The organism is Rhizobium sp. A22-96, from assembly GCF_053521805.1.
This window is the reverse complement of sequence record NZ_JBNWDQ010000006.1, coordinates 84,615-106,114: the sequence shown is the minus strand read 5'-3', so window position 1 is coordinate 106,114 and position 21,500 is coordinate 84,615. Positions and strand designations below refer to the sequence as shown.

Here is a 21,500-nt window from a genome sequence, read left to right as displayed (position 1 = left end):
GGTGGGGCACTCATGGTGGTGGAACGCCATTGCCTCTCTTCAAGCGGGTTTTGCGTGTGCGGGGCGCTTTGCTCGTCTGAGAGCAATTGGGCATTCATGCCGGAACGGGCGGCCTTGACATCGATATCCGCGGGCCGGCCTCGCTTGTCGGCACCGGCAAGGCCTCCTGCATTCGAACGACAACCGCTCCGCCGGTCATGCCGGCGCCTGCCGCGGCAAGCAGCAGTTGCTCGCCGGCGACAAACGGTCGCTCACGATTGGCCAGCGACATTGAGAGCGGAATCGTCGCCGCCGATGAGTTTCCAAATTCGCCGATCGTGCGTACGGACTTTTCGAGCGGAACTGCCAACTCGTCACAGACTGCATCGATAATTCGGGCGTTCGCCTGATGGGGGATGAAGCGGTCGATACATTGCGAGGATATCTCGGCACGCTTCAAGGCCCGCGACGCCGATTGACTCATGATGCGGACGGCTTTCTGGAAAACCGCTTTCCCGTCCTGCATTGTCATATTCACGGAATTAGGCTCGATGCCGGGATGGAAGGGACGGACGCTGCCTCCGGACGGGATGGAAATGAGATCGTAGGCCGAGCCTTCCGAAATCAGCTCAATGCCCATGATACCTGATTGTGGATCTTCCGATGGAACGAGAAGCACGGCGCCGGCAGCATCGGCAAAGACCACGGAGCTTGCCCGCTCTTCCATATTTATGCGCCTACTCAGAATATTCGCAGCGACCACCAGAACGGGACTGTTCTGGGCTCTTATAAAGCCATCGGCAAGCACCAGCGCGTACAGGAAGCCCGAACACGCGCCTGCGAGGTCGATCGCTCCCGATGCCTGAAGACCGAGTTTGTGCGCGAGCAACGGTGCCGAAGGCGGCAGGAGATGATCAGGCGTGGATGTTGCCAGCAGCGTCAGTGCAACGGCCGCACGATCGATGCCCGCATGATCGAGCGCCATGGACCCGGCTTGCGCCGCCATGTCGGTCAGGCTTTCGCCGGGCGCGGCCCAATGGCGCGCGCGTATACCGGTCCTGCGTTCAATCCAGCCTTCCGCCAGACCCAGGCGTGCTTCAATTTCGGCGTTGTCGATGCGGCGTTTCGGAACGTAGTGACCGAGGCCTGCTATTCTGCTCGACCAGGCCCTCATGCCGAGAACCCAATAAAGTCGGCGGCCTCATCGATGGCTTCATAGGCTCGCCGCAGATCCCGTTCCCCCACGCAATAAGGGGGCATCAGATAAATGACATTGCCCAAAGGTCGTATGAGGAGATCTCTCTCGCGGAAGAAGTTTCGAAGCCTCGGGCCAACCTCGGAGAGATACCCATTCGTTCCGGTGGCAAGATCAAGCGCGGCGATCGTGCCCTGCTGGCGGACACCGGTAAAGCGTGGATCGAACCGGAATTTCGCCAACCATTCACGATGCATTGCCTCGATGGCCGCGATGCGGGCCATAACGGGTTCCTCTCGCCAGACTTCCAGATTTGCCACGGCCGCCGCGCAAGCGATGGGGTTGGCGGTATAGGAGCTGGAATGAAAAAACATGCGGCCACGGTCATCGGACAAATGTGCGTCGAATATTTCCGGCGTACAGAGCGTCACGGCGAGCGGCAGCGCGCCGCCCGTTATTCCTTTGGAAAGGCAGAGTATGTCCGGAGAAATGCCCGCCTGTTCGCAGGCGAGCAAAGTGCCTGTCCGTCCCCAACCAGTCATGACTTCGTCGGCGATTAGCAAGGTTCCATACTGTGCCGTTATCCGCCGAAACTCGGTCAAGAGATGAGGCGGATACATTTTCATCCCGCCAGCCCCCAGCACCAAGGGTTCGACGATGAAGGCGGCGACGTCTCCGCGCCGGCAGAATGCCTCAAGCTCGTCGAGTGTCTGCTGCTCCCGGCCCGCCACAGGGAATGAAATGCTTGCGACGTCGAACAGCAATGGTTCGTAGGCTGCATTGAACACCCCACGTGCTCCAATCGACATCGTACCGATGGTATCGCCGTGATAGCTGTGTTCCATGACGACAATGCGGGAGCGTGGCGTCCCCCGATTGTGAAACATTCCAAGGGCCATTTTCAGGGCGACTTCCACCGAGGTGGATCCGCTGTCTGAAAAGAAAACATGTGCCAGTCCGGGCGAGGCGAGATCAATGAGACCGCGCGCCAATGCCTCGGCGGCTTCATGGCTGTATTCAGCAAATATCAGCTGGTCGAGTTTCTCCACCGCATCGTGGATCGCCTTCGTGATGCGGGGATGGCGGTGCTCGTGGGTGATGACCCACCAAGAAGAAATGGCATCGAGAACGGAACGGCCGTCCTGGTCAAACAGGTAGGCTCCCTCGGTTCGCGCGATTTTCTTGAAGGCCGGTTCAAGCTGATGCTGGGTGAAAGGATGCCAGATCGGCGATTGCGGGCTGTAGATCGCCGTCATGCCAAGGCCTCGCGAAATCCGGAAAGATCGAATTGCTCTGCAAAGGCCCGGTGCAATGTCTCCGGCGTCAACGGATCAAGATGCGGTAGGCGGCCGAGGATGGAAACACGACCCATCTCCCCGATGATACTCATCGTATCGGGCTGGGCGTCACCGATGAAGGCCACGCCGAGGATGGGTATTTGCCGTCGCTCCAGTGCTTCAATCGAAAGCAATGTGTGGTTGATGGTGCCAAGGGCGGTCCGAGCGCACAGAATGGTCGGATAGCGCCAGCGCGCGAACACGTCGGCAAAGGTTTGTTCCCGCGTCAAAGGAACAAGCAATCCACCAGCCCCCTCGATGACGAGTGGCAATTGTGTCGCGGGGGATGTCAACAGATCAGGCGCTATCGCAACGTCATCGATCCGGGCTGACAAATGCGGTGAGGCCGGAGTATTCAGGCGCCATGCTTCGGGCAGGATACGATGCTGCGGAATCCGCCCAAGTCGGGCGATCGTTTCGCTGTCGGTTTCGCCATCCAGCCCTGATTGGACCGGCTTCCAATAGGAGGCGTTGAGGGCAGCTGTGAGCGCGGCGGAAAAGACCGTCTTGCCGATGTCCGTATCGGTGCCCGTCACAACGAGACAGTTGCTCATGAAATCTCCGTCGCAATGAGCTCGGCGAGCCGCTCGACCATGTTTGCGATGGTCGGTCGGTCGACATTGAGCGTGATGGTGATGCGCAGCCGCGCGGTCCCATGCGGAACCGTGGGCGGTCGAATAGCGCGAATATCGAAACCGTCCGCGCGCATGCGCTCGGCCAGATGCGTGGCGCGTGCGTTTTCACCGACGATAACAGGAAGAATCTGCGTGCCGCTGCCGGGCACGCCCAGACGTTCGGAAAATTGTTCGTTTGCAAAGGCGATGAGGCCATGCAGCACTCGGCGCCGTTCCGGCTCGTCAGCGAGGATGGCCAGTGCCTCGCGGACGCTCGCGGCCTGCAAGGGGGATGGTGCTGTTGCGTAGATGAAGGGGCGAGCCCGATTGATGAGGAATTCGCACAGTGTGCGGTTGGCGCCGACCAGTGCCCCGGCGGCACCCAGAGCCTTGCCGCAGGTGTGCAAGACGATGACATTATCTCGTCCTTCAAGTCCTGCAGCGTAGCCACGCCCGCCAACGCCATGAACGCCGCTTGCGTGCGCCTCATCGATGTAGAGGAAGCCGTCGTTGCGATCGGCAATTTCGATCAGATCCGAAAGCGGCGCGCGGTCACCATCCATCGAATAGATGCTTTCGACGACAATCCACGGTACGCCGGTGCCTCCTCGCTTGCGCCAGGCAAGGATGGCATCCTCGACCGCATCCGCATTATTATGCGCCACCGACACCACATCGGCCCGTCCCGTCCTCATTCCATCATGCGCACTCGCATGGATCAGGGCGTCGTGGACAATGAGATCTCCGCGTTGCGGCAGGGTTGAGAGAACAGCGAGATTGGCGGCGTAACCGCTGCCGAAGTAGAGCATTTGCTCGCACACAAAGAATGCGGCCGCTTCCTGTTCAAGCGCTTCGTGTTCGGCATGGTTGCCCCGTAGCAGGCGCGACCCGCCGGCGCCCATCGGCACGCCACGATCGAGAGCATCGACAAGGGCCGCGCGCATGCGCGGCGACGAGGTCAGCGCGAGATAGTCGTTGGAGGTGAAATCCGATCCAGTGTCGCGGCTGAGGTCCCGATGGCGGCCCTTCTGGGCGAGTTGTCGGAGTTTCACCTCATAACGCTGGCGCAAATCGACCGTCATTCATGCGCCTCCAATGTCATCGGCTCAAGCCGAAGCCGGCGCAAAAGGCTGTTGTCGCGATCATCTCCGGGGTTGGCCGTCGTCAGGAGCGTGTCGCCTATAAATATCGAATTGGCACCGGCGAAGAAACAAAGCGCCTGCATTTCGTCGCTCATCGCCGCTCGTCCGGCCGTCAGGCGGACATGCGATTGCGGCATCATCAATCTGGCAAGAGCAATGATCCGAACGAAGCCTATGGAATCGACAGGTTTGGCTTCCGCCAGGCGTGAGCCGGGAATGGGGATCAGCATGTTGATCGGCACGCTTTCCGGTGGGGTTGGCAGATTTGCCAGGGTCACCAGCATGTCGATCCGGTCATCCTCCTGTTCGCCCAGCCCCAAAATGCCGCCGCTGCAAACCTTGATGCCGGCCTCCCGGACGTGAGCCAGCGTCTCCAGCCGGTCGCCGAACGTGCGTGTCGTGACGACCTGAGGATAGAAGCGCTCGGAAGTATCGAGATTGTGATTGTAGTAATCCAACCCTGCCTCAGCAAAGGTGCGAGCCTGCTCCGGCGACAGCATTCCCAACGTCATGCAGGTCTCCAGCCCGAGCGCCTTAACCTCTTCGATCATCGAGACGATGGCTGCCTCGTCCCGTGCCTTCGGGCTGCGCCAGGCTGCCCCCATGCAATAGCGGGTCGCACCTTGCGCCTTTGCCTTGCGGGCCTCGGCGATGACTTCGGCGGTGTCTATGAGCTTTGATGCCTTCACATTAGAGGCGTGGTGGGAAGACTGGCTGCAATATCCACAATCTTCGGGACAGCCCCCTGTCTTGATGTTGAGCAGCTTGCTGAGCTGAACGTGGTTGGGGTCGAAATTCTCTCGGTGGATGGTGTGAGCCCTGAACAGCAAATCGTTGAAAGGCAGGTCGTAAAGCACGCGCGCAGTGTCGAGTGTCCAAGATTTGAGTTCGCCTTGTGGCGCGATGGCCGCTTCCTTCTCCGGCATGGCAATTCTCCCAGGGCGGCGGAACGGCAGCGCATAGTCGCCCTTGATTAATAGATAATCTATAATTATGCTGCCAAATATCAAGATATGGCCTCTAGGTAGGTCGATCAAACTGTATTATTATAGATAATCTATGAGGATCGTATGGCAGAGACAGTCGCGGAGCGCATTGCGCGCGTCATCGGGGAACGAATCGTGTCGGGAGAGTTGGCGGCGGGAACGGCGCTGCGGCAGGATAAAGTCGCCGAAGAGTTCGAGGCGAGCCATGTGCCCGCGCGCGAAGCCTTTCAGCTTTTGCGGGCTCGTGGCCTAGTCGTCAGCGAGCCACGCCGAGGTATTCGCGTTGCCCCGCTGGACGGGTGGTCAATCCAGGAAATCGTGGAGATTCGCGCATCTCTGGAGAGCCTGGCACTCAGGCTGGCCGCCCCGCGCATGAATGCCGCCAGTCACGAAAAGATCGAGGAAGCTTTGATCGCAGGCGACCAAGCGAAGAACATAACGGAGTGGGAACAGGCGAACCGCGCTTTTCACAGGGCCCTTGTCGCCCCCTGCAAAATGCCGAGGCTTTTGACCATGCTCGACGATCTCCAGCTCGCGAATTCGCGGATAATTTTTTCCGCGACCCGGACGGCAGGATGGCAGCCTGTATCGAGCAATGCTCACCGGAAGATCCTGAATGCATTGAAGGAAAGGAACATCAGCGGGGCCATCGCGATGCTGGATGCCCATATTCGCCGGTTGGAGCAGCCCGAGACGGAAAACGGCGCCGATTCAATGCAGCCCGACGTTCAAGACATCCGAACTGGACTAGCTTCTGCACGACCAAGTGGCAAACTGAGCGGCAAGGGTCGGCCAGCCTAGCATTGGGGGGCGTGGGGTGCACGCCGGCATGAACGCCGATGGCTGCTTATGCGTCCGCTGTCAGATTGCAGATCGTGTCGATGGCAAATTGCATGGTTGCGGGCGGGCGGACAAAGGGCAGGCGGATGAAGTCGCCAAAGTTTTCGTGTGCGGAATATCCCGAGCCGGGCGACAAAAACAAGCGGTGGCGCTGTGCTTCCTGGCACAGTGCCACGGTATCCACACCGGGCATGTGGATCCACATGGCAGTGCCCGCCGCCGGGCGTGCCCAATGCCATCGGCCCTGGGCGCGTTCCGCGATAAGATCCTCTGCGATCTTCAAATGGCCCACCACTTCCTGGTGACGGTAGATCCGCGCTTCCGCAATGTTTTCAAGCAAGCCGACGGCAAGATGCTGGTCGAACATGGAACAGCCGAGGTCGTCGACCGCCTTGAAGCTTGCAAGACGTTTGATGACCGAAGGGACGGAGCGAATCCAGCCGATGCGGAGCCCGCCCCAGAATAGTTTGGAAAGAGTTCCGATCGTCGCGACCATCTCAGGGTTCATCTGGCCTGCGAGTGGGTGTGGTGTCGTTCCCGCAAGGGTCGAAAGCTCATTTTGCGCGCCGTCTTCTACGAGGAAGGTGGGATAGCGCTCCAGCAGTCGCACCAGATGACGACGGCTTGCCTCATCCAGCGACCGTCCCGTCGGATTATGCGCCTCGGGAAACAGATAGAGCAGCTTTGGCCGGTTCTTCAGGGCTTTTTCGAGCTGCTCCATGTTGAGGCCATGTTGCGTGACCGCGACGGGAATGATCCTCGCATTGCGTCTGTGGAACGCCTCCAGCGAGCCGCGATAGACGGGATCTTCGACCACGACTGCGTCCGACGCATCGACCAGTGCATTGGCGAGAAGCCAAACCGCCTGCTGCGCACCGCTGGTAATCAGGATATTGTCCGGATGGGTCGGCAGGCCCAGGTCGGAATAGTAACGGGCGACAGCCCAGCGGAGCGTCGGCAGGCCGGCGGCATCATAGCCAAGGCCAGTGGCCACGCCTGCAAGATCGGCGCCGCGCAATGCCGCAAGCATTCTCGTAAGAACGGGCGATGGCGGCAGAGCGCCGCTGGTCATGTCGATATCCTGTGGCCGTGCCAAGACCTCGCCGGCAAGACGCGTATGCGCGGTGCCGGACGTGGTTGCAGATGCGATAATGCGGTGGCCGCTGCCATGGCGGCTATCCAGTATTCCAGCATCCCGAAGCGAGGCATAGGCCGCAACCACGGTTCCCCGGCTGATGGCAAGCGCCGTCGCCAGAGCGCGTTCCGATGGCAGCATGCCGCCGACGGGCAACTCCCTCGCCGCTATCAATTTCGCAAGTGCCAAGCTTAGCTGATGGCCAATCTTGCCTTCGAGGCCACGCCAATTGCCAATGAGCCGGCTGATCCTTGCCGATGAAATCTTGTTCATTTGCGGTCCACTTCTCGACAAGTGGACTTTGTCAGATCTCTCAAAATGGAGCAACTTGGTTGGCGGAGAACGGGATGGAAAAGACTGGAGGAGGAAACGATGACGATGCCGAAGACCATTTATGTGGCGGGCTCTTGCGATACCAAGGGCGACGAGCTGCGCTATGTTGCCGAACTGATCAAGGGGCAGGGGATGCCTGTTGTGTTGGTTGATCTTTCGACGGCGACACCCTCGGCCAATGTCGATATCGATGCGAGATCGGTTGCCGGTTTCCATCCCGACGGTGTCAAAGCCGTCTTCACCGGTGATCGGGGCTCCGCGGTCTCGGCGATGGGGCTGGCGTTTGAACGCTTTATCCAATCGCGCAACGATGTCGGCGGCGTCATCGGCCTTGGCGGTTCGGGGGGAACCGCGATGGTCACGCAGGCCATGCGCATCCTGCCGGTCGGCACACCGCGCGTCATGGTCTCGACTGTGGCTGCCGGCAATATCAGCGCCTATGTCGGCCCGAACGACATATCCATGGTGAATTCGATCACCGACATTGCCGGGCTCAACCGTATTTCACGAACGGTTCTGGCGAATGCCGCCAATTCGATCGCGGGAATGGTCCGCAATCGGAAGGAGCCGGAGCAGGACGACAGGCCGTCGCTGGGGCTGACCATGTTCGGCGTTACGACGCCATGCATTACCCAGGTCGTCGAGCAATTGCGCGACCGGTTCGAATGCCTGGTGTTCCATGCGACCGGCATCGGCGGTCAATCGATGGAAAAGCTTGCCGCGTCCGGCTATCTCGCCGGTGTTCTGGACATCACTACGACCGAAGTCTGCGATCTCCTGTTCGACGGCATTCTGCCGGCGACCGAGGAGCGGTTTGGCTTTCTGGCCCAGTCGAAGCTACCTTATGTCGGCTCCTGTGGTGCTCTCGACATGGTGAACTTCGCCGGGATCGACACCGTTCCCGAGAAATATCGTCACCGCAATCTCTATGTGCACAATCCGCAGATCACGCTGATGCGCACCACGGTCGACGAGAACGTGGCGATGGGCAAATGGATCGGCGAACGCCTGAACCGCAGCATTGGACCGGTGCGCTTCCTGTTGCCGCTGGGAGGGGTCTCTCTTCTGGATGCTCCCGGGCAGGCCTTCCATGATCCGCAAGCCGATGCGGCGCTGTTCGATGCCATTGAAAGCACAGTACAGCAGAGCGATGAACGCCAGGTTCTCCGTGTGCCGCACGCAATCAATTCACCGGAGTTCTGCTCCGAAGTCGTCCGACATTTCCATGAAATCAGCCAGAGGCCGTTCGTATGAAATTCAAAAGAAGCCAGTTGCTGGACAAGTTTCGCCAGCAGATCAACGCGAAGATTCCGATCATCGGCGGCGGCGCAGGCACCGGCCTTTCGGCCAAGTGCGAGGAAGCCGGCGGCATCGATCTGATCGTCATCTACAATTCCGGCCGGTATCGCATGGCTGGAAGAGGCTCACTCGCCGGTCTTCTCGCCTATGGCAATGCCAACGAGATCGTGCTGGACATGGCACGTGAAGTCCTTCCCGTGGTCAAACACACGCCGGTCCTCGCTGGAGTGAACGGCACCGATCCCTTCTGCAACTTCGATCATTTCCTTGACCAGCTGAAGGAGTTGGGCTTCGCCGGCATTCAGAATTTCCCGACCGTCGGTTTGATCGACGGCAGGTTCAGAGCCAATCTCGAAGAGACCGGCATGGGCTACGCGCTTGAGGTGGAGCTTGTAAAGCTGGCGCGCAGCAGGGACCTGCTCACCACGCCCTATGTCTTCACGGCCGAAGATGCGCGGGCGATGACCGAGGCTGGGGCCGATATCATCGTCGCGCACATGGGGCTAACGACGGGCGGAGCGATCGGCGCCGACACCGCGCTCACGCTGGAAGCATGCGTGGAGGAAGTCAATGCAATCGCCGCGGCTGCCCGCAGCGTCAATCCCGATATCATCGTCCTGTGCCATGGCGGTCCGATCGCCGAGCCGGAGGATGCACGCTACATTCTGCAGCGGTGCCCGGGCTGCCACGGGTTCTATGGTGCATCCAGCATGGAGCGTCTGCCGGTGGAAAAAGCCCTCGTCGCGCAGACGCAAGCTTTCAAGAATCTCGTCATCCAGCATTAGGAGGGGAATGTGGCCAAGGCATATGCAAGCGCGGTGATCGATGCGCCGATTGAAACCGTATGGAGGGTTGTGCGCGACTTCAACGGCCTGCCGGATTGGCATCCAGCCATTGCAAGAAGCGAAATCGAAGGCGGCCAAAGCAGCGGCGATGTCGGCTGCATCCGCTCATTTCACCTCACGGACGGTGCCCATGTGCGCGAGCAGCTGATCGCTCTCAGCGACCTCGATCATTCGCTGTCCTACAGCTTTGTGAAGCCTGCCTTTCCGGTCAAAAACTATATAGCCGGCATAAGGCTGCTTCCGATTACGGAAGGCCACCGGACCTTTGCCGAATGGTTCGCGACATTCGATGAGGAACCGGAAGATACCGGAAAATATGCCGAAATTGTTTCCACGCATGTTTTCGCGGCAGGCTGGGCCGCGCTGCAGGAGAAGTTGAAACGCTAGATATGTCGGGAAGCGCCAATAGGGCTGGTGTTAAGAGACTAACAGGCGGAGCGTCGCAGGGACGCTCCGCGCATCATGGCATGGTGCACCAGGTCCATTTTCCTGCGGCGATTTCGGATCAAGCTCCGATGCCTCAGGCAATTTCTATCCACGAAATCTAAGCTCTCGGCAGCAAGCTCTTCAGGCTCGACGCTGTGGTCAGGGCATCGATTGACGGCGTTATCTGTTTTGCAATCAGCATCTCGCTCAGTTTCATGTCCTTGGCGATCCGGTTGCCTTGGCCTATCCCGCTTGCAGCAACCAGCCTCTGTGCGTCGTCAAGATGAAAGAGGATGAAGGCAGTGTCGCCCAGGTCTCGTCGAACAACCGTCCGCCCTTCGTCGACGAGCCCGGCAATCTGCAAGGTATGATCGAATTGATCCGACCAGAAATAGGGAACGGCCTCATAGCGGCTTGCCCCGCCTGCCAAATTTGCCGCAGCGAGGATGCCTTGATCCTGTGCGTTGCGCCAGGCTTCCAGCCGAAGCCGACGTTCGCCATAGAGCGGGTGCGGAAACGAGCAGCAGTCGCCGGCAGCATAGATATTCGCGACTGACGTCTCGAGACGTTCGTTGACGGCGATCCCATTATCCACGGCAAGGCCGGCCTGGAGGGCAAGCTCGGTGCGCGGCTGTGCGCCGATCCCGACGACCAGCACATCCGCCGAAATCCCAGCGCCATCCGAGAGGAGGATTTCGACGCGCCGGTCATCGGCCTCGATCCGAAGAACCGTCGCGCCGCATCTCACAACGACGCCCTTGCGCCGATGCAATGTCTCGACCATTTCAGCGATAGCCTCGGGCACGCCACGCTTGAGAATGCGTTCCTGGGACTCGATTACCGTCACCTCGGCCCCACGGCTGCGCGCCGAGGCGGCGGCCTCCAGGCCGATGAAACCACCACCGAGGACTGCAATATGCGTACCGGCCCGGATCCAGGGGCGAAGCTCCAGCGCATCGTCTATGGTCCTTAGATAGTGGATGCGGCTGCTCGCCGGCGCATTCGGCAGGCGCCGTGGTGTCGCTCCCGTCGTCAGCAGCAGCTTTTCATAGGGCAGCGCCCGACCGTCTGACAGGATCACCTGCCTGTCGGCGGGATGGATTGCCTCGACCAATGCTTCGCCGATATGTTGAATACCTTGTTCGCCGAGCATGATGTCCGTGAGGACGGGCGGCGCCGAGGGCGTTGCCTCTGCGAGTAACAGCTGTTTCGAAAGAGGTGGCCGTTCATAGGGGAGGTGGACTTCGTCGCCGATGAGGGTGACGGGATGAGGATAGCCGTTTTCCCGCAGGCTCAGCGCCGCCCGCGCGCCGCATTCTCCCGCCCCGACGATGACAACCCCCGCACCGTCGCTCATGCTCCGATTCCGATCATGACGCGATCGCCTTCCAGCTTCACCGGATAGGTTTTCAGGTTGATGCAAACTGGTGCGCCCCGAGCTTCGCCGGTCTTGTAGCTGAAGCGGCCGTTATGCTTCGGACATTCGATGATATCGTCCATGACAAGTCCGTCGGCCAGATGGATCCTTTCATGGGTGCACAATCCGTCTGTCGCAAAGAATTCGTCGTCCGGGCTTCTGTAGATCGCAAAGGTTCGTCCGGCATGATCGAACCGGATAACGTCTTCCTGATCTATCTCCACGGCTCCACATGCATCTATCCATGTCGTCATTTCCTGCCTCCTCGCCATCGTCTTCCGGCACAGACTGTGCCCGGTTTTCCCAAACGTCTGTACAGGTCCGACCATGGGCGAATTGCCGCTTCACATTCCACGCCGATTATGATCATTTTTCCTCAAGGAGGAGCGGAATGAAGAAAACCCGTTTGGTCGATATTGCGACCGCGGCAGGCGTGGGCATTGCAACCGTCGAACGTGTTCTGAACGAACGAGGCGGGGTCAGGCCGCAAACGATCGAGAAGGTGGTGCTGGCGGCGAAGCAGTTGGGATACAAGGGGGGCATCCCGAACCTCTATCGCGGGACGATCCGTATCGAGGTGATCTTGGTAAGGCCGGAAACGCCCTTCTTCAGCAGGCTCAACCGCGCGTTCGAACGGATTGCCGCATCGCTCGACAGCTCGATCAGCCTTCATCGAACCTTCGTTGAGGAAAGTGATCCTGAAAAATTCGCAGCTTATATCGCCAGTAGCGCAATCCGGCGGCACGGACTGATTGTTGTCGCCGTTGACCATCCGAAAATCACGGAGAGCCTGCGACAGGCCCGTGCCAGCGGCGTCGAAGTCGTGCAGATCGTTTCGTATACGGGTGGCAGGGACGACGTATTCGTGGGGATCGACAATTATGCGGCCGGCCGAACCGCCGGCTTCTATATGTCGCGAATGCTTCCACAGGCGGCCGGGAGCATCGTTGCCGTCTGCCACAGCTGGGCATATCGGATTCACAAGGAGCGCGTCCGTGGTTTCTCCGATTACATCGCGACCCAGCGGAATCCTGCGCTTCAGTTTTCCGAGGTCGTGTTCGGCCACGATGACGATTTAAGATCCGCCGAGATGCTGACACAAGCTCTGCGCCGCAGGGCGGATATTGTCGGCGTCTATAATGCGGGAGGCGCCAATCTGGGGGTCGGTTCCGTGCTTCAGCGTTACCGGGAGCGAGAGAAGAAAGAAGTCGTCTGGATCGCGCATGAGCTCAACGACGAAACGCGCGGCTTTATTTCATCCGGACTGATGACGCTGGTTCTGGATCAAGCGCCGGAAACCCAGGCGAGGCGCGCGCTGGACACGGTCCTTTCGAGGATCGGGATTATCGACGTGCCGGTCAGTCAGGAGCCCGTACCGTTCCTGACCTTCACATCAGAAAATATCGGGCAGTCCGCGGCGCCGGTCTAATGGAGATGCCGGCGCGCCCGGCAATTCCGGTCGCGGCCTATGGCATCAGTCCGATGCCGCAGAGCGGTGCGCCTGCTTTTCAAGGCGGCGCCTTGCCCTCTCCATGAAACGCTTGTTCATACGATCCTCCGCCTCCTTGGACCCGTCATGGAAAGTGCCGAACCACTTGTCGAGCGGAATGACGCCATCGGCATAATTGCACTCGAAGAATTTGTGATGCAGGTAGTGGTCATAGGCATGCGTGTCGATGGCGGTTTCGTTTCCGACAATGATTTTGTCGAAACCCGCATGTCCCGGGGCCGGCGCCAGCGCAGCATGCGTGAGGTGAAAAAGGGCGTGGACTGGGTTGGAAGGTATGATCCAGTGGATCAGCACACCTGAGAAATAGAGCAGATGTTCGACCGGATGCATTGCCAGTCCTGACCATGGCCCGGGATTGACATTGTTATGATGCAGCTTGTGAACGGCATGATAAAGCGGCGGCCAGTGGATCAAGCGGTGGACGAGATAGAAGTGCAGATCGCGAAATGTCGGGATCAGCAGCATGATCAAGCCGCAGTAGATCGGGTGTTCAGCAAAATCGACATAGGGAATGATGCCGTTTGCGAAGGCCCATAAAGTCAGAACTTCGAAAGCGGTCCAAAGCGGGATGGCGCTTGCGAAAGTCCAGATCACATTGTCGATTGTCTGATTGCTGAAAAGGAATGCGGAGTTGTCCTTGGACGGCCACTTGCTGTTATATTTGAAGGTCGTTCCCTGCTTCTTTTGCATATAAAGACGCAGATGAAACGCGCCGAAGAACAGGACGACCAGGGCAGCGTTGCGGGCGAGAAGATAGGCAATCCAACCCAGCTTGAAGGTCTTCATGGTCTCCATGGATGGCGTTGCATAGAGCCACAGCAGCGTGCCGATGACGGCATAGACCGTGTTCCAAGGCATGAGATAGCCGGGATATCCGAAGAACCATTTCAGGAAGCCGATCGGCTGAGCCGGCCAGATGAAAACCGGCGGATATTTGAGGAGCTTGTTCGGCTTCCAGTCTCCGCGCTTGTCCCGCTTGCCATAGAGCGTATCGTCCATCGTGCTGCCTCCCATGTCGAAAAAATCATGCCATCACTGTGTTTCATGCCAAGGTGGCGCGACAGCAGAGATTTGATGAGAATTGATCATGCGGTGGCGTCGGGCAGGGCCTCCCATTCCGTGAGGACGGCCGAGCGGTACAATCCTTTGCTGGATTGCCTCGCTCGCCTTATATGTCTTTTTCCAACGGACGTTATGGGACATCCAGCTTTTGAGCCGACTATCCTGTCATTGGTTACGCTACGGAACTCTCCGGGGTGAAAGTGTCGCGGCGCTTGTGCGAGAGATAGGCCTGGAGGTCTTCGATCGTCACCAGAAGCAGGCCATGACGCTCCGCGAAGCGTTCGAGGTCAGGCAGACGCGCCATTGTTCCGTCGTCATTTGCGACTTCGCAGATCACGCCGGATGCTGTCCGCCCGGCAAGTCTGGCCAGATCGACGGCGGCTTCGGTATGTCCGGGCCGGCCGAGAACGCCTTCCGGGTGCGCACGCAAAGGAAAGATATGACCCGGACGCGCGAAATCGTCGGGGCGGGAGCCGGTCGTGACCAGCGCGCGGACAGTCGCAGCCCGGTCAGCCGCAGAGATTCCCGTGGTCGTTTCCGGAATGTAATCGACGGATACCGTGAAAGCGGTCTTTAAGACTTCCGTGTTGCGCGGAACCATGAGTGGGATTTCAAGCTCGTCGAGCCGTTGTCCTTCCATCGCGACACAGATCAGCCCCCGTGCGTGGTTCATCATGAATGCGATGGCCTTGGCGCTGATGGCGTCAGACGCGATCACCAGGTCGCCTTCGTTCTCGCGGTCACGGTCATCGACAACGACAACAATGTCCCCACGCGAGATCGCTTCTATTGCATCTTCTATTTTGGCAATTGCCATGTCTTCTGCCTTTCAAGGGTTAGCCACTTGCGTGGCATCCATGGCCGGTTCGCGGCCACCGTTTTCCCTTGGGCGAACAAGGATGCGAAACACCACGCGAGGTGGCGTTTGCAGCATTGCTCTCTTCCATCCGGACTATGACCGTCGGCTCCGGCATTTCACCGGATCTGCTGACCCCTCGTTTTCACGAGGGCGCTCGCGGGCTCCGAGTTGCCTCGATACCGCCGGTGGGGAATTACGCCCCGCCCTGAGAACATTCTTAAGATAGGTGATCGGCAGCCGGTATCGCAAGAGGGTGCCTGGCGTCCTGCTGCCTTTCAATCGGTTCAAAGACTGAACAGTCTGTCCATGTGGCCGCTACGACATGATCAGGCCGCCATCGACATTGATGGTCTGGCCGGTGATGTAAGCCGCATCGTTGCTTGCAAGGAAGGTAACGAGGCCCGCAACGTCCTCGCCAGATCCGGCGCGCTTCATGGGGATACCTTCGACCCATTCCTTCATGAGTTCGCCCGGACCGTAATTGCCGAGCAATTTGCCCCACGCCTGGTCGTTGTAGGCCCACATGTCGGTTTCGATGATGCCGGGGCAGAAGGCGTTCACGGTGATGCCCTCGGTGGCGACTTCCTTGGCAAGGCTCTGGGTGATGCCGACGACGCCCATCTTCGAGGCTGCGTAATGTGGCGTGTAGATAAAGCCAGCACGCGCCTGACCGGAGGCCGTGTTGATGAGGCGGCCACCGCGGCCATGCTTGCGCATCCGGGCGATGGCTTCCTGGGCGCAAAGAAAGACGCCCTTGGTGTTGACGGCCATGATCTTGTCCCACTCGCCTTCGGTCATGTCCTCGATGCGGGCGATGGTGATGACGCCGGCATTCTGGATGGAAACATCGACGGCGCCAAAGGCCTGTTCGGCGGCATCGAACAGAGACTTGACGCTAGCCTTGTCGGTAACGTCGCCAACAAAGGAGATCGCCTTTCCGCCATCGGTCGTGATCTGCTCAGCGACCGCATGGACGGCGTCCTCATTGGCCGACACTACCAGATTGGCGCCTTCGCGCGCAAAACGTCTGGCAATCGCGGCACCGATCCCTCGGCTTGCGCCGGTAATGACGACGGTCTTGTTTTCGAAGCGTTGCATGCTCTTTTCCTCTACCGGTTAGGGGTACGGTCCGGTCACCCCGATGTTAAGCGACTGCAGAAATAATGCCGGAAAATTCCGATGCCTTCAGCGATGCGCCGCCGACCAGGGCTCCGTCCACATTGGGAACGCCGAAGATCGCCGCCGCATTCGCCGCCTTGACCGAGCCGCCATAAAGGATCCGTACAAGCGTACCATCCCTCTTCAATCGTTCTTCGAGCACATGGCGGATTGCGGCATGCACCTCTTCGATCTCCGCGATCGATGGCACCAGTCCGGTGCCGATCGCCCAGACCGGTTCATAGGCAATTGCGGTATTGGTGCTCGTCGTGCAGTCGGGGATCGATCCCTCAAGCTGCGCGCGCACGACCTCGATCGCCTTGCCCTCGTCGCGCTGCTGGCGCGTCTCGCCGACGCAGATGATGCTCGTCAGCCCGGCCCTGTGGGCGGCGGCCGCCTTGGCGGCAACAGCGCAATCGGCTTCAAGATAGGACGAGCGCCGCTCCGAATGGCCGACGATGACGAAGCGCGCACCGATTTCCGCGAGCATGGCGGCGGAGATGTCTCCGGTATAGGCGCCGGCGAATTCGGCATGGCAATCCTGCGCCCCGATCGATATCGCCGAGCCCAAGGCGCGCTCGACGGCCTTTTCAACCAGCGTGAGGGGCGGGAAGACGACGATGTCGCACGTCGCCTCACCGGTTAGTCCCCTCAGCGCCTCGATCTCTGCAAGGGAGGATGCGAGACCGTTCATTTTCCAGTTTCCTGCGATCAGCTTGCGCATGGCGTCACCAGCAGCAGAAGCCGCCGTCGACGAGCAGATCCACGCCCGTGACGAAACTTGCAGCATTGGACAGGAGGAATACGGCGGGGCCGACCATCTCGTCGACACCAGCCATGCGCTGCATCGGGGTCTGCTCCTCGAAGAGCCTGGTTTGATGCACCATCTCCGGACGAGTGTTCATCGGCGTTGCGGTATAGCCGGGTGAAATCGTGTTGACCCGGATACCGCGCGCCACCCATTCCATTGCCAGCGACTTCGACATGTGGATCACGCCGGCCTTTGACGCATTGTAGTGTGCCTGGCTGAGGCCACGGTTGACGATAACGCCCGACATGGAGGCGATGTTGACGATCGATCCGCGTCCATTCTTCAGCATGGCCCGTGCCTCCGCCTGGCAGGAGAGGAAGACGCCCTTCAGGTTGATGTCCATCAGCGTCTGATATTGGTCTTCCTCCATCTCCTCGGCGGGATTGGCATTGGCAATACCGGCCGCATTGACAGCAAGCGAGAGCGCGCCGAGATCGGCTTCGGTGCGCGCGACGGCATCGGCCAGAGACGACTTGCTGGTAACGTCAGCCGCGATTTCGATCGAGCGGCGACCGGCCGCACGAATATGGCTGGCGGTATTGGCAAGACCGTCATCCGTGCGGCGATCGAGCAGCGCCACATCGGCGCCGCACTGTGCAAGGCCAATCGCGATCCTCTGTCCGATCCCGCTGCCCGCACCCGTCACGATGGCGACCTGGCCGCTGAGATCAAATAGTTTCGGTGCATTGAGAGAGATGTCGGACACCGCTCTTCCTTTCTGTCTTTGCCTGGAGCGCTTTCGCTTTTCTTCGAATAGCGAAAGCGCTCTATCTCTTTGTTTTTACGCATTTCCGGACGGAAAACTGCTGCGCACTTTTCCTGGAAATTCTCTAGATTGTCGCCAGTTCCATGACGGAGACGTCGTTGGCCTCGTCACGACTTAAAATGCCTGCCTGTTTGCCCTGTGCCAGTACGAGGATTCGGTTCGATACGCCGAGCACTTCCTCAAGGTCGGAGCTGACGACGATAACCGCGACCCCCTGTCTGGCGAGCTTGACGATGATGTCGTAGATGCCGGCGCGGGCGCCGACATCGATGCCGCGCGTTGGCTCGTCGAGTACGACGACCTTCGGATCACGCATCAGCCATTTGGCGATGACCACCTTCTGCTGGTTGCCGCCCGAAAGATCTGAGGCAAGTTGTTCCGCACGGCCCTTTACGCCGAATCTTGCCACCGCCTTTTCAGCAAAGGCGCGCTTCATGCCGGAAGTGATCCAGCGGCCGCCGAGCTTGTCGAGATTGGCGTAGATGATGTTTTCGCTGATCTTGTGCGCAACGACGAGGCCCTGGTCCTTCCGGTCCTCGGGAACCATGACGATGCCCTTGGCAATCGCGTCCGCCGGGCTGCGCAGCCTGAGCGGCTCGCCCTCCAGAGCAATCGAACCGGCGCTGATCGGATCTGCACCGGAAATCGCGCGAACGAGTTCGGTACGACCTGCACCGACAAGGCCGGCAATGCCAAGGATCTCGCCGGCGTGAACGTCAAAGCTCACACCGCGGAAGGAGTTGTCCGGCGATGTCAGGCCGGATACGCGCAGTACCGGCCGGCTCGTCGGCTCGGGAAGTGGCGGAAACATGCGATCGAGCGAACGGCCGACCATGCTTTCGACGATCGTGCGCACGGGCGTTGAGCTGTCGGCAAATTCATGGACGCGCTCTCCGTCGCGAAGCACGACGATGCGGTCGGTGATCTGCTTGATCTCCTCCATGCGGTGGGAGATGTAAATGATGCCGACACCCTCGGAGCGAAGCTTTCTGATCTGCTCGAACAGGGCCTCAGTCTCCGCACCACCGAGGGCTGCGGTGGGCTCGTCGAGAATGAGCAGCTTTGCGTTGAGCGCCAGTGCCTTCGCGATCTCGATGAGTTGCTGATTGGCGGTCGAAAGGCCGGCAACCTTCCGCGTCGCGGGAATGTGCAGGTTCAACCTCGCGAGCTGTTCCTGGGCACGGCGAACCATCTGGGCGCGGTCGACCATGCCGTTCTTCATCGGCCATCGGCCGATGAAGACATTTTCGGCGATGGATAGATGTGGCAGAAGCTGCAGTTCCTGATGGATCAGCACGACACCCTTGTCGATTGCATCGCGCGGAGCGGCCGGGGCATAAGGCTGCCCCAGCCACGTCATGGTTCCCTCGGACGGAATGCGCGAGCCCGCTATAATGCCTGAGAGCGTCGACTTGCCGGCGCCGTTTTCGCCGAGAAGTGCTACCACTTCACCGGCATGGACGTCGAGGTCCACGTTCTTCAGCACCTGGAGCGGTCCGTAGCGCTTGGATATGCCCCTCAGGGAAAGAACCGGCTGGGTCACATCTTGCCTCCTCGAGATTTCCACTGATTACGGATGGTTGGCGATAAAGCCTGCCACGTTGTCCTTGGTCGTCAGGGTCGCATCGAGAAGCTGAACTGCGGGAACCTTGTCGCCGGCAACGAGCTTGACTGCATTTTCTACTGCGTCGCGGCCCATCTTCTGCGTCTGCTGTGTCGCCGTTACATCGAAGACGCCCTTGCTCAGCGCTTCGAGAGCCGCGGTGTCACCGTCGAAGCCGGCCACGACGATCTTCTGCGAGGGGTTTGCGACTTTGATAGCCTGGGCAGCGCCAAGCGCCAGTGCATCGGCCTGGGCAAAGACGATCGAAACATCCGGATTGGCCTGCAGCATGTTCTGCATGATCTGGAAGCCTTCGTCCTGGAACCAGTTGTTGGAATATTGTTCGGCGACGACCTTGACGTCCGGATAGGCCTTCAGGGACTCCTGGCAACCCTTGGTGCGGTCGAGCTCCGGCGTGGTGCCCTTCTGGCCATGGATGATGACCATTTTGCCCTTGCCGCCGGCTTCCTTGAGGATGTAATCGCAGACCGCCTTGGCCGATTTCACGGAGTCCGTTGCCAGGAACGTATCGCCAGGTGCGCCATCCGCATTGCGGTCGACGTTGACGACCGGAATTCCCGCCTGCTTGGCAAGCTTTACCGGAACGGTCGCGGCGGCGGCGCCAGCAGGGATGTAGATCAGGGCGTCGATGTTCTGGGTGAGGAGATCCTGGACCTGGTTGATCTGCGTCGGGCCATCGCCCTTGGCATCGACCGTCACCACCTGGATGCCACGCGTCTTGGCTTCAGCTTCGACAGCCTGCTTGATTTGATTGAAGAAGTTCGCCTGCAGATTGGCGACGGCGAGCCCGAGCTTTTTCACTTCCTTGGCCTGAACCGAGCCCAGTGACAGCGACAGAACCGCCGCCGATGCCAGGAGAATACGCACAAATTTCATTTTCTTTCCTCCGTTTTTGATGGCCCCTTGGGTAACCTCCCCCTCGGGCAGTGATCCGCTCCAAACCTTATCGGAGAGGAATTTTTCGATGATCCGACCTGTGCGGACCGAAAGCTTAGGCGGCTCGGCGCCTGCGGATGGTCTCCGCGCCGACCGCAAGAACGATGACGATGCCGATGATGACCTGCTGAAGGAACGGCGAGACGTTGAGCAGGTTGAGGCCGTTGCGCAGGACGCCGATGATCAGGACTCCGATCAGCGTACCGCCAATGCCGCCGGTACCACCGGACAGGGAGGTTCCACCGATAACCACAGCCGCGATGGTATCGAGCTCGTAGCCGAAGCCGCTGGACGGCTGTGCCGAGTCCAGGCGGGCGGCAAGCACGATGCCAGCGAGGCCCGCGAGAATGGCGCTCAGCACATAGACCAGGATCGTTACGAGTTGCACGTTGAGCCCGGCAAGGCGCGCTACTTCGGGATTTCCGCCGACCGCGTAAAGCATGCGCCCCTCGGAGCGGAAGTGAAGAAACAGCCATGCAATGAGGGCGACAGCCAGCATGAGAAACACGGTGGCGGTCAGCACGCCGAAATGACGGTCGATCGCGAGCGTCATGAACCAGTCGGGAAACCCGACGATCTGCTGCCCGTCCGTAATCATGTTCGCGACACCGCGTGCGGCCGACATCATCGCTAGCGTTGCGATGAAGGCCGGGACCCTGAACAGCGTGACGACAAGACCGACAATGAGCCCGCTGGCGGCAGACGCTATCAGTCCGAGCGCGATCCCGACCCCAAGCGGCAGGCCTGCCGTATTGGCGGTCCAGCCCATCACCATCATCGATAGTGCGAGCACGGAACCGACGGAAAGATCAATCCCGCCGATCAGGATCACAAATGTCATGCCGACAGCCATGATCCCAAGGACCGTGATCTGGTCGAGAATGTTCAGGCCATTGCGGACAGAGAGAAAGGCGTCGGTGCTGAAAGACAGGAACAGGCAGAGGAGGAGCAGGCCGATCAGCGGTCCGGTCGCTCCCGACAGCTTGCTACGCCACGTTCCGGACGGTCGGCTCTGATTTTGAATGTCTATCGCCACCATCGTTCCTCCTGCAATTCTGACGCCTGATGATATATTCGTTCATCATAGAATAAATATTCACACTTGGTGGAAAATTCGTAACAAGTTGCGGAAAGGCTGTCAACAGGGTCATTCAACCGAGCTTCATCAATTGAAAGCAGATGAGGGGCTTGACTAACGTGATTGGTGTGCAAAAATATCTAATAGT

At 59.6% G+C, this 21,500-nt stretch carries 21 protein-coding genes and 1 riboswitch; of the genes, 5 read left to right on the top strand and 16 right to left on the bottom strand.

Features of this window, described 5'->3' with window-relative positions; genetic code table 11:
- Positions 1 to 94: 94 nt before the first annotated feature.
- Genes ACQZ6F_RS25235 through bioB form a run of 5 tightly spaced genes read right to left on the bottom strand, consistent with a single transcriptional unit; the run spans position 95 to position 5,193 of the window.
- Positions 95 to 1,153, bottom strand: a complete 1,059-nt coding sequence (locus ACQZ6F_RS25235) for a beta-ketoacyl-ACP synthase III (protein WP_449094493.1) — start codon at positions 1,151 to 1,153, stop codon at positions 95 to 97.
- Positions 1,150 to 2,430: an adenosylmethionine--8-amino-7-oxononanoate transaminase gene (locus ACQZ6F_RS25230; RefSeq protein ID WP_449094492.1), complete on the bottom strand. Its 1,281-nt coding sequence runs from the start codon at positions 2,428 to 2,430 to the stop codon at positions 1,150 to 1,152. Before ACQZ6F_RS25230 ends, ACQZ6F_RS25235 begins: the two co-directional genes overlap by 4 nt.
- Positions 2,427 to 3,065, bottom strand: coding sequence for a dethiobiotin synthase (gene bioD / locus ACQZ6F_RS25225; protein ID WP_449094491.1), 639 nt, complete (start codon positions 3,063 to 3,065; stop codon positions 2,427 to 2,429). Before bioD ends, ACQZ6F_RS25230 begins: the two co-directional genes overlap by 4 nt.
- Complete coding sequence (locus tag ACQZ6F_RS25220; RefSeq protein WP_449094490.1) at positions 3,062 to 4,207, bottom strand: 8-amino-7-oxononanoate synthase; 1,146 nt, start codon at positions 4,205 to 4,207, stop codon at positions 3,062 to 3,064. The genes bioD and ACQZ6F_RS25220 overlap by 4 nt, the downstream gene beginning before the upstream one ends.
- Positions 4,204 to 5,193, bottom strand: coding sequence for a biotin synthase BioB (bioB, locus tag ACQZ6F_RS25215; protein ID WP_449094489.1), 990 nt, complete (start codon positions 5,191 to 5,193; stop codon positions 4,204 to 4,206). Before bioB ends, ACQZ6F_RS25220 begins: the two co-directional genes overlap by 4 nt.
- A 144-nt stretch (positions 5,194 to 5,337) precedes the next feature.
- On the opposite strand from bioB, the gene ACQZ6F_RS25210 reads away from it, so the two are divergent.
- Positions 5,338 to 6,054, top strand: a complete 717-nt coding sequence (locus ACQZ6F_RS25210; RefSeq protein WP_449094488.1) for a GntR family transcriptional regulator — start codon at positions 5,338 to 5,340, stop codon at positions 6,052 to 6,054.
- A gap of 46 nt (positions 6,055 to 6,100) precedes the next feature.
- Here ACQZ6F_RS25210 and ACQZ6F_RS25205 read toward each other — a convergent pair whose 3' ends face one another.
- On the bottom strand, positions 6,101 to 7,501 hold the full coding sequence (locus tag ACQZ6F_RS25205) for an aminotransferase-like domain-containing protein (protein ID WP_449094487.1): 1,401 nt from the start codon (positions 7,499 to 7,501) through the stop codon (positions 6,101 to 6,103).
- Between the two features lie 99 nt (positions 7,502 to 7,600).
- On the opposite strand from ACQZ6F_RS25205, the gene ACQZ6F_RS25200 reads away from it, so the two are divergent.
- The 3 genes from ACQZ6F_RS25200 to ACQZ6F_RS25190 are packed head-to-tail and all read left to right on the top strand — an operon-like array spanning position 7,601 to position 10,092.
- The gene (locus tag ACQZ6F_RS25200; RefSeq protein WP_449094486.1) at positions 7,601 to 8,815 is read left to right on the top strand and encodes a Tm-1-like ATP-binding domain-containing protein; all 1,215 of its coding nucleotides are present in this window, start codon (positions 7,601 to 7,603) and stop codon (positions 8,813 to 8,815) included.
- Positions 8,812 to 9,645 (top strand): phosphoenolpyruvate hydrolase family protein, encoded by an 834-nt coding sequence (locus ACQZ6F_RS25195; protein ID WP_449094485.1) that lies wholly within the window; start codon positions 8,812 to 8,814, stop codon positions 9,643 to 9,645. Before ACQZ6F_RS25200 ends, ACQZ6F_RS25195 begins: the two co-directional genes overlap by 4 nt.
- A gap of 9 nt (positions 9,646 to 9,654) precedes the next feature.
- Positions 9,655 to 10,092: an SRPBCC family protein gene (locus ACQZ6F_RS25190; protein WP_449094484.1), complete on the top strand. Its 438-nt coding sequence runs from the start codon at positions 9,655 to 9,657 to the stop codon at positions 10,090 to 10,092.
- A 157-nt stretch (positions 10,093 to 10,249) separates the two neighbouring features.
- Here ACQZ6F_RS25190 and ACQZ6F_RS25185 read toward each other — a convergent pair whose 3' ends face one another.
- Both ACQZ6F_RS25185 and ACQZ6F_RS25180 read right to left on the bottom strand, forming a co-directional pair.
- The gene (locus ACQZ6F_RS25185; RefSeq protein ID WP_449094483.1) at positions 10,250 to 11,488 is read right to left on the bottom strand and encodes an NAD(P)/FAD-dependent oxidoreductase; all 1,239 of its coding nucleotides are present in this window, start codon (positions 11,486 to 11,488) and stop codon (positions 10,250 to 10,252) included.
- A complete protein-coding gene (locus ACQZ6F_RS25180) occupies positions 11,485 to 11,802 on the bottom strand; it encodes a MocE family 2Fe-2S type ferredoxin (protein WP_449094482.1) in 318 nt (105 codons plus the stop codon). Before ACQZ6F_RS25180 ends, ACQZ6F_RS25185 begins: the two co-directional genes overlap by 4 nt.
- A 137-nt stretch (positions 11,803 to 11,939) precedes the next feature.
- Here ACQZ6F_RS25180 and ACQZ6F_RS25175 point away from each other — a divergent pair, with 137 nt between their 5' ends.
- Complete coding sequence (locus ACQZ6F_RS25175; protein ID WP_449094481.1) at positions 11,940 to 12,977, top strand: LacI family DNA-binding transcriptional regulator; 1,038 nt, start codon at positions 11,940 to 11,942, stop codon at positions 12,975 to 12,977.
- A 45-nt stretch (positions 12,978 to 13,022) separates the two neighbouring features.
- Here the strand turns inward: ACQZ6F_RS25175 and ACQZ6F_RS25170 are convergent, their stop codons facing one another.
- The 8 genes from ACQZ6F_RS25170 to ACQZ6F_RS25135 all read right to left on the bottom strand — a co-directional run bounded on the left by ACQZ6F_RS25170 (position 13,023) and on the right by ACQZ6F_RS25135 (position 21,313).
- Entirely contained in the window at positions 13,023 to 14,057 is a 1,035-nt protein-coding gene (locus ACQZ6F_RS25170; RefSeq protein WP_449094480.1) for a sterol desaturase family protein, read from the bottom strand.
- 235 nt (positions 14,058 to 14,292) lie between these two features.
- On the bottom strand, positions 14,293 to 14,937 hold the full coding sequence (gene ribB, locus ACQZ6F_RS25165; RefSeq protein WP_449094479.1) for a 3,4-dihydroxy-2-butanone-4-phosphate synthase: 645 nt from the start codon (positions 14,935 to 14,937) through the stop codon (positions 14,293 to 14,295).
- Positions 14,938 to 15,051: 114 nt separating this feature from the next.
- A riboswitch (FMN riboswitch) is annotated at positions 15,052 to 15,196 on the bottom strand.
- Positions 15,197 to 15,294: 98 nt separating this feature from the next.
- Positions 15,295 to 16,077, bottom strand: coding sequence for a glucose 1-dehydrogenase (locus tag ACQZ6F_RS25160; RefSeq protein WP_174074657.1), 783 nt, complete (start codon positions 16,075 to 16,077; stop codon positions 15,295 to 15,297).
- Positions 16,078 to 16,123: 46 nt separating this feature from the next.
- Positions 16,124 to 16,861, bottom strand: coding sequence for a triose-phosphate isomerase (gene tpiA, locus ACQZ6F_RS25155; protein WP_449094478.1), 738 nt, complete (start codon positions 16,859 to 16,861; stop codon positions 16,124 to 16,126).
- Between the two features lie 4 nt (positions 16,862 to 16,865).
- Positions 16,866 to 17,654, bottom strand: coding sequence for an SDR family oxidoreductase (locus ACQZ6F_RS25150; protein WP_077467322.1), 789 nt, complete (start codon positions 17,652 to 17,654; stop codon positions 16,866 to 16,868).
- A gap of 124 nt (positions 17,655 to 17,778) precedes the next feature.
- A complete protein-coding gene (locus ACQZ6F_RS25145; RefSeq protein WP_449094477.1) occupies positions 17,779 to 19,257 on the bottom strand; it encodes a sugar ABC transporter ATP-binding protein in 1,479 nt (492 codons plus the stop codon).
- Positions 19,258 to 19,284: 27 nt separating this feature from the next.
- The gene (locus tag ACQZ6F_RS25140; protein WP_449094476.1) at positions 19,285 to 20,214 is read right to left on the bottom strand and encodes a substrate-binding domain-containing protein; all 930 of its coding nucleotides are present in this window, start codon (positions 20,212 to 20,214) and stop codon (positions 19,285 to 19,287) included.
- Positions 20,215 to 20,329: 115 nt separating this feature from the next.
- On the bottom strand, positions 20,330 to 21,313 hold the full coding sequence (locus ACQZ6F_RS25135; protein WP_174074653.1) for an ABC transporter permease: 984 nt from the start codon (positions 21,311 to 21,313) through the stop codon (positions 20,330 to 20,332).
- Positions 21,314 to 21,500 lie beyond the last annotated feature (187 nt).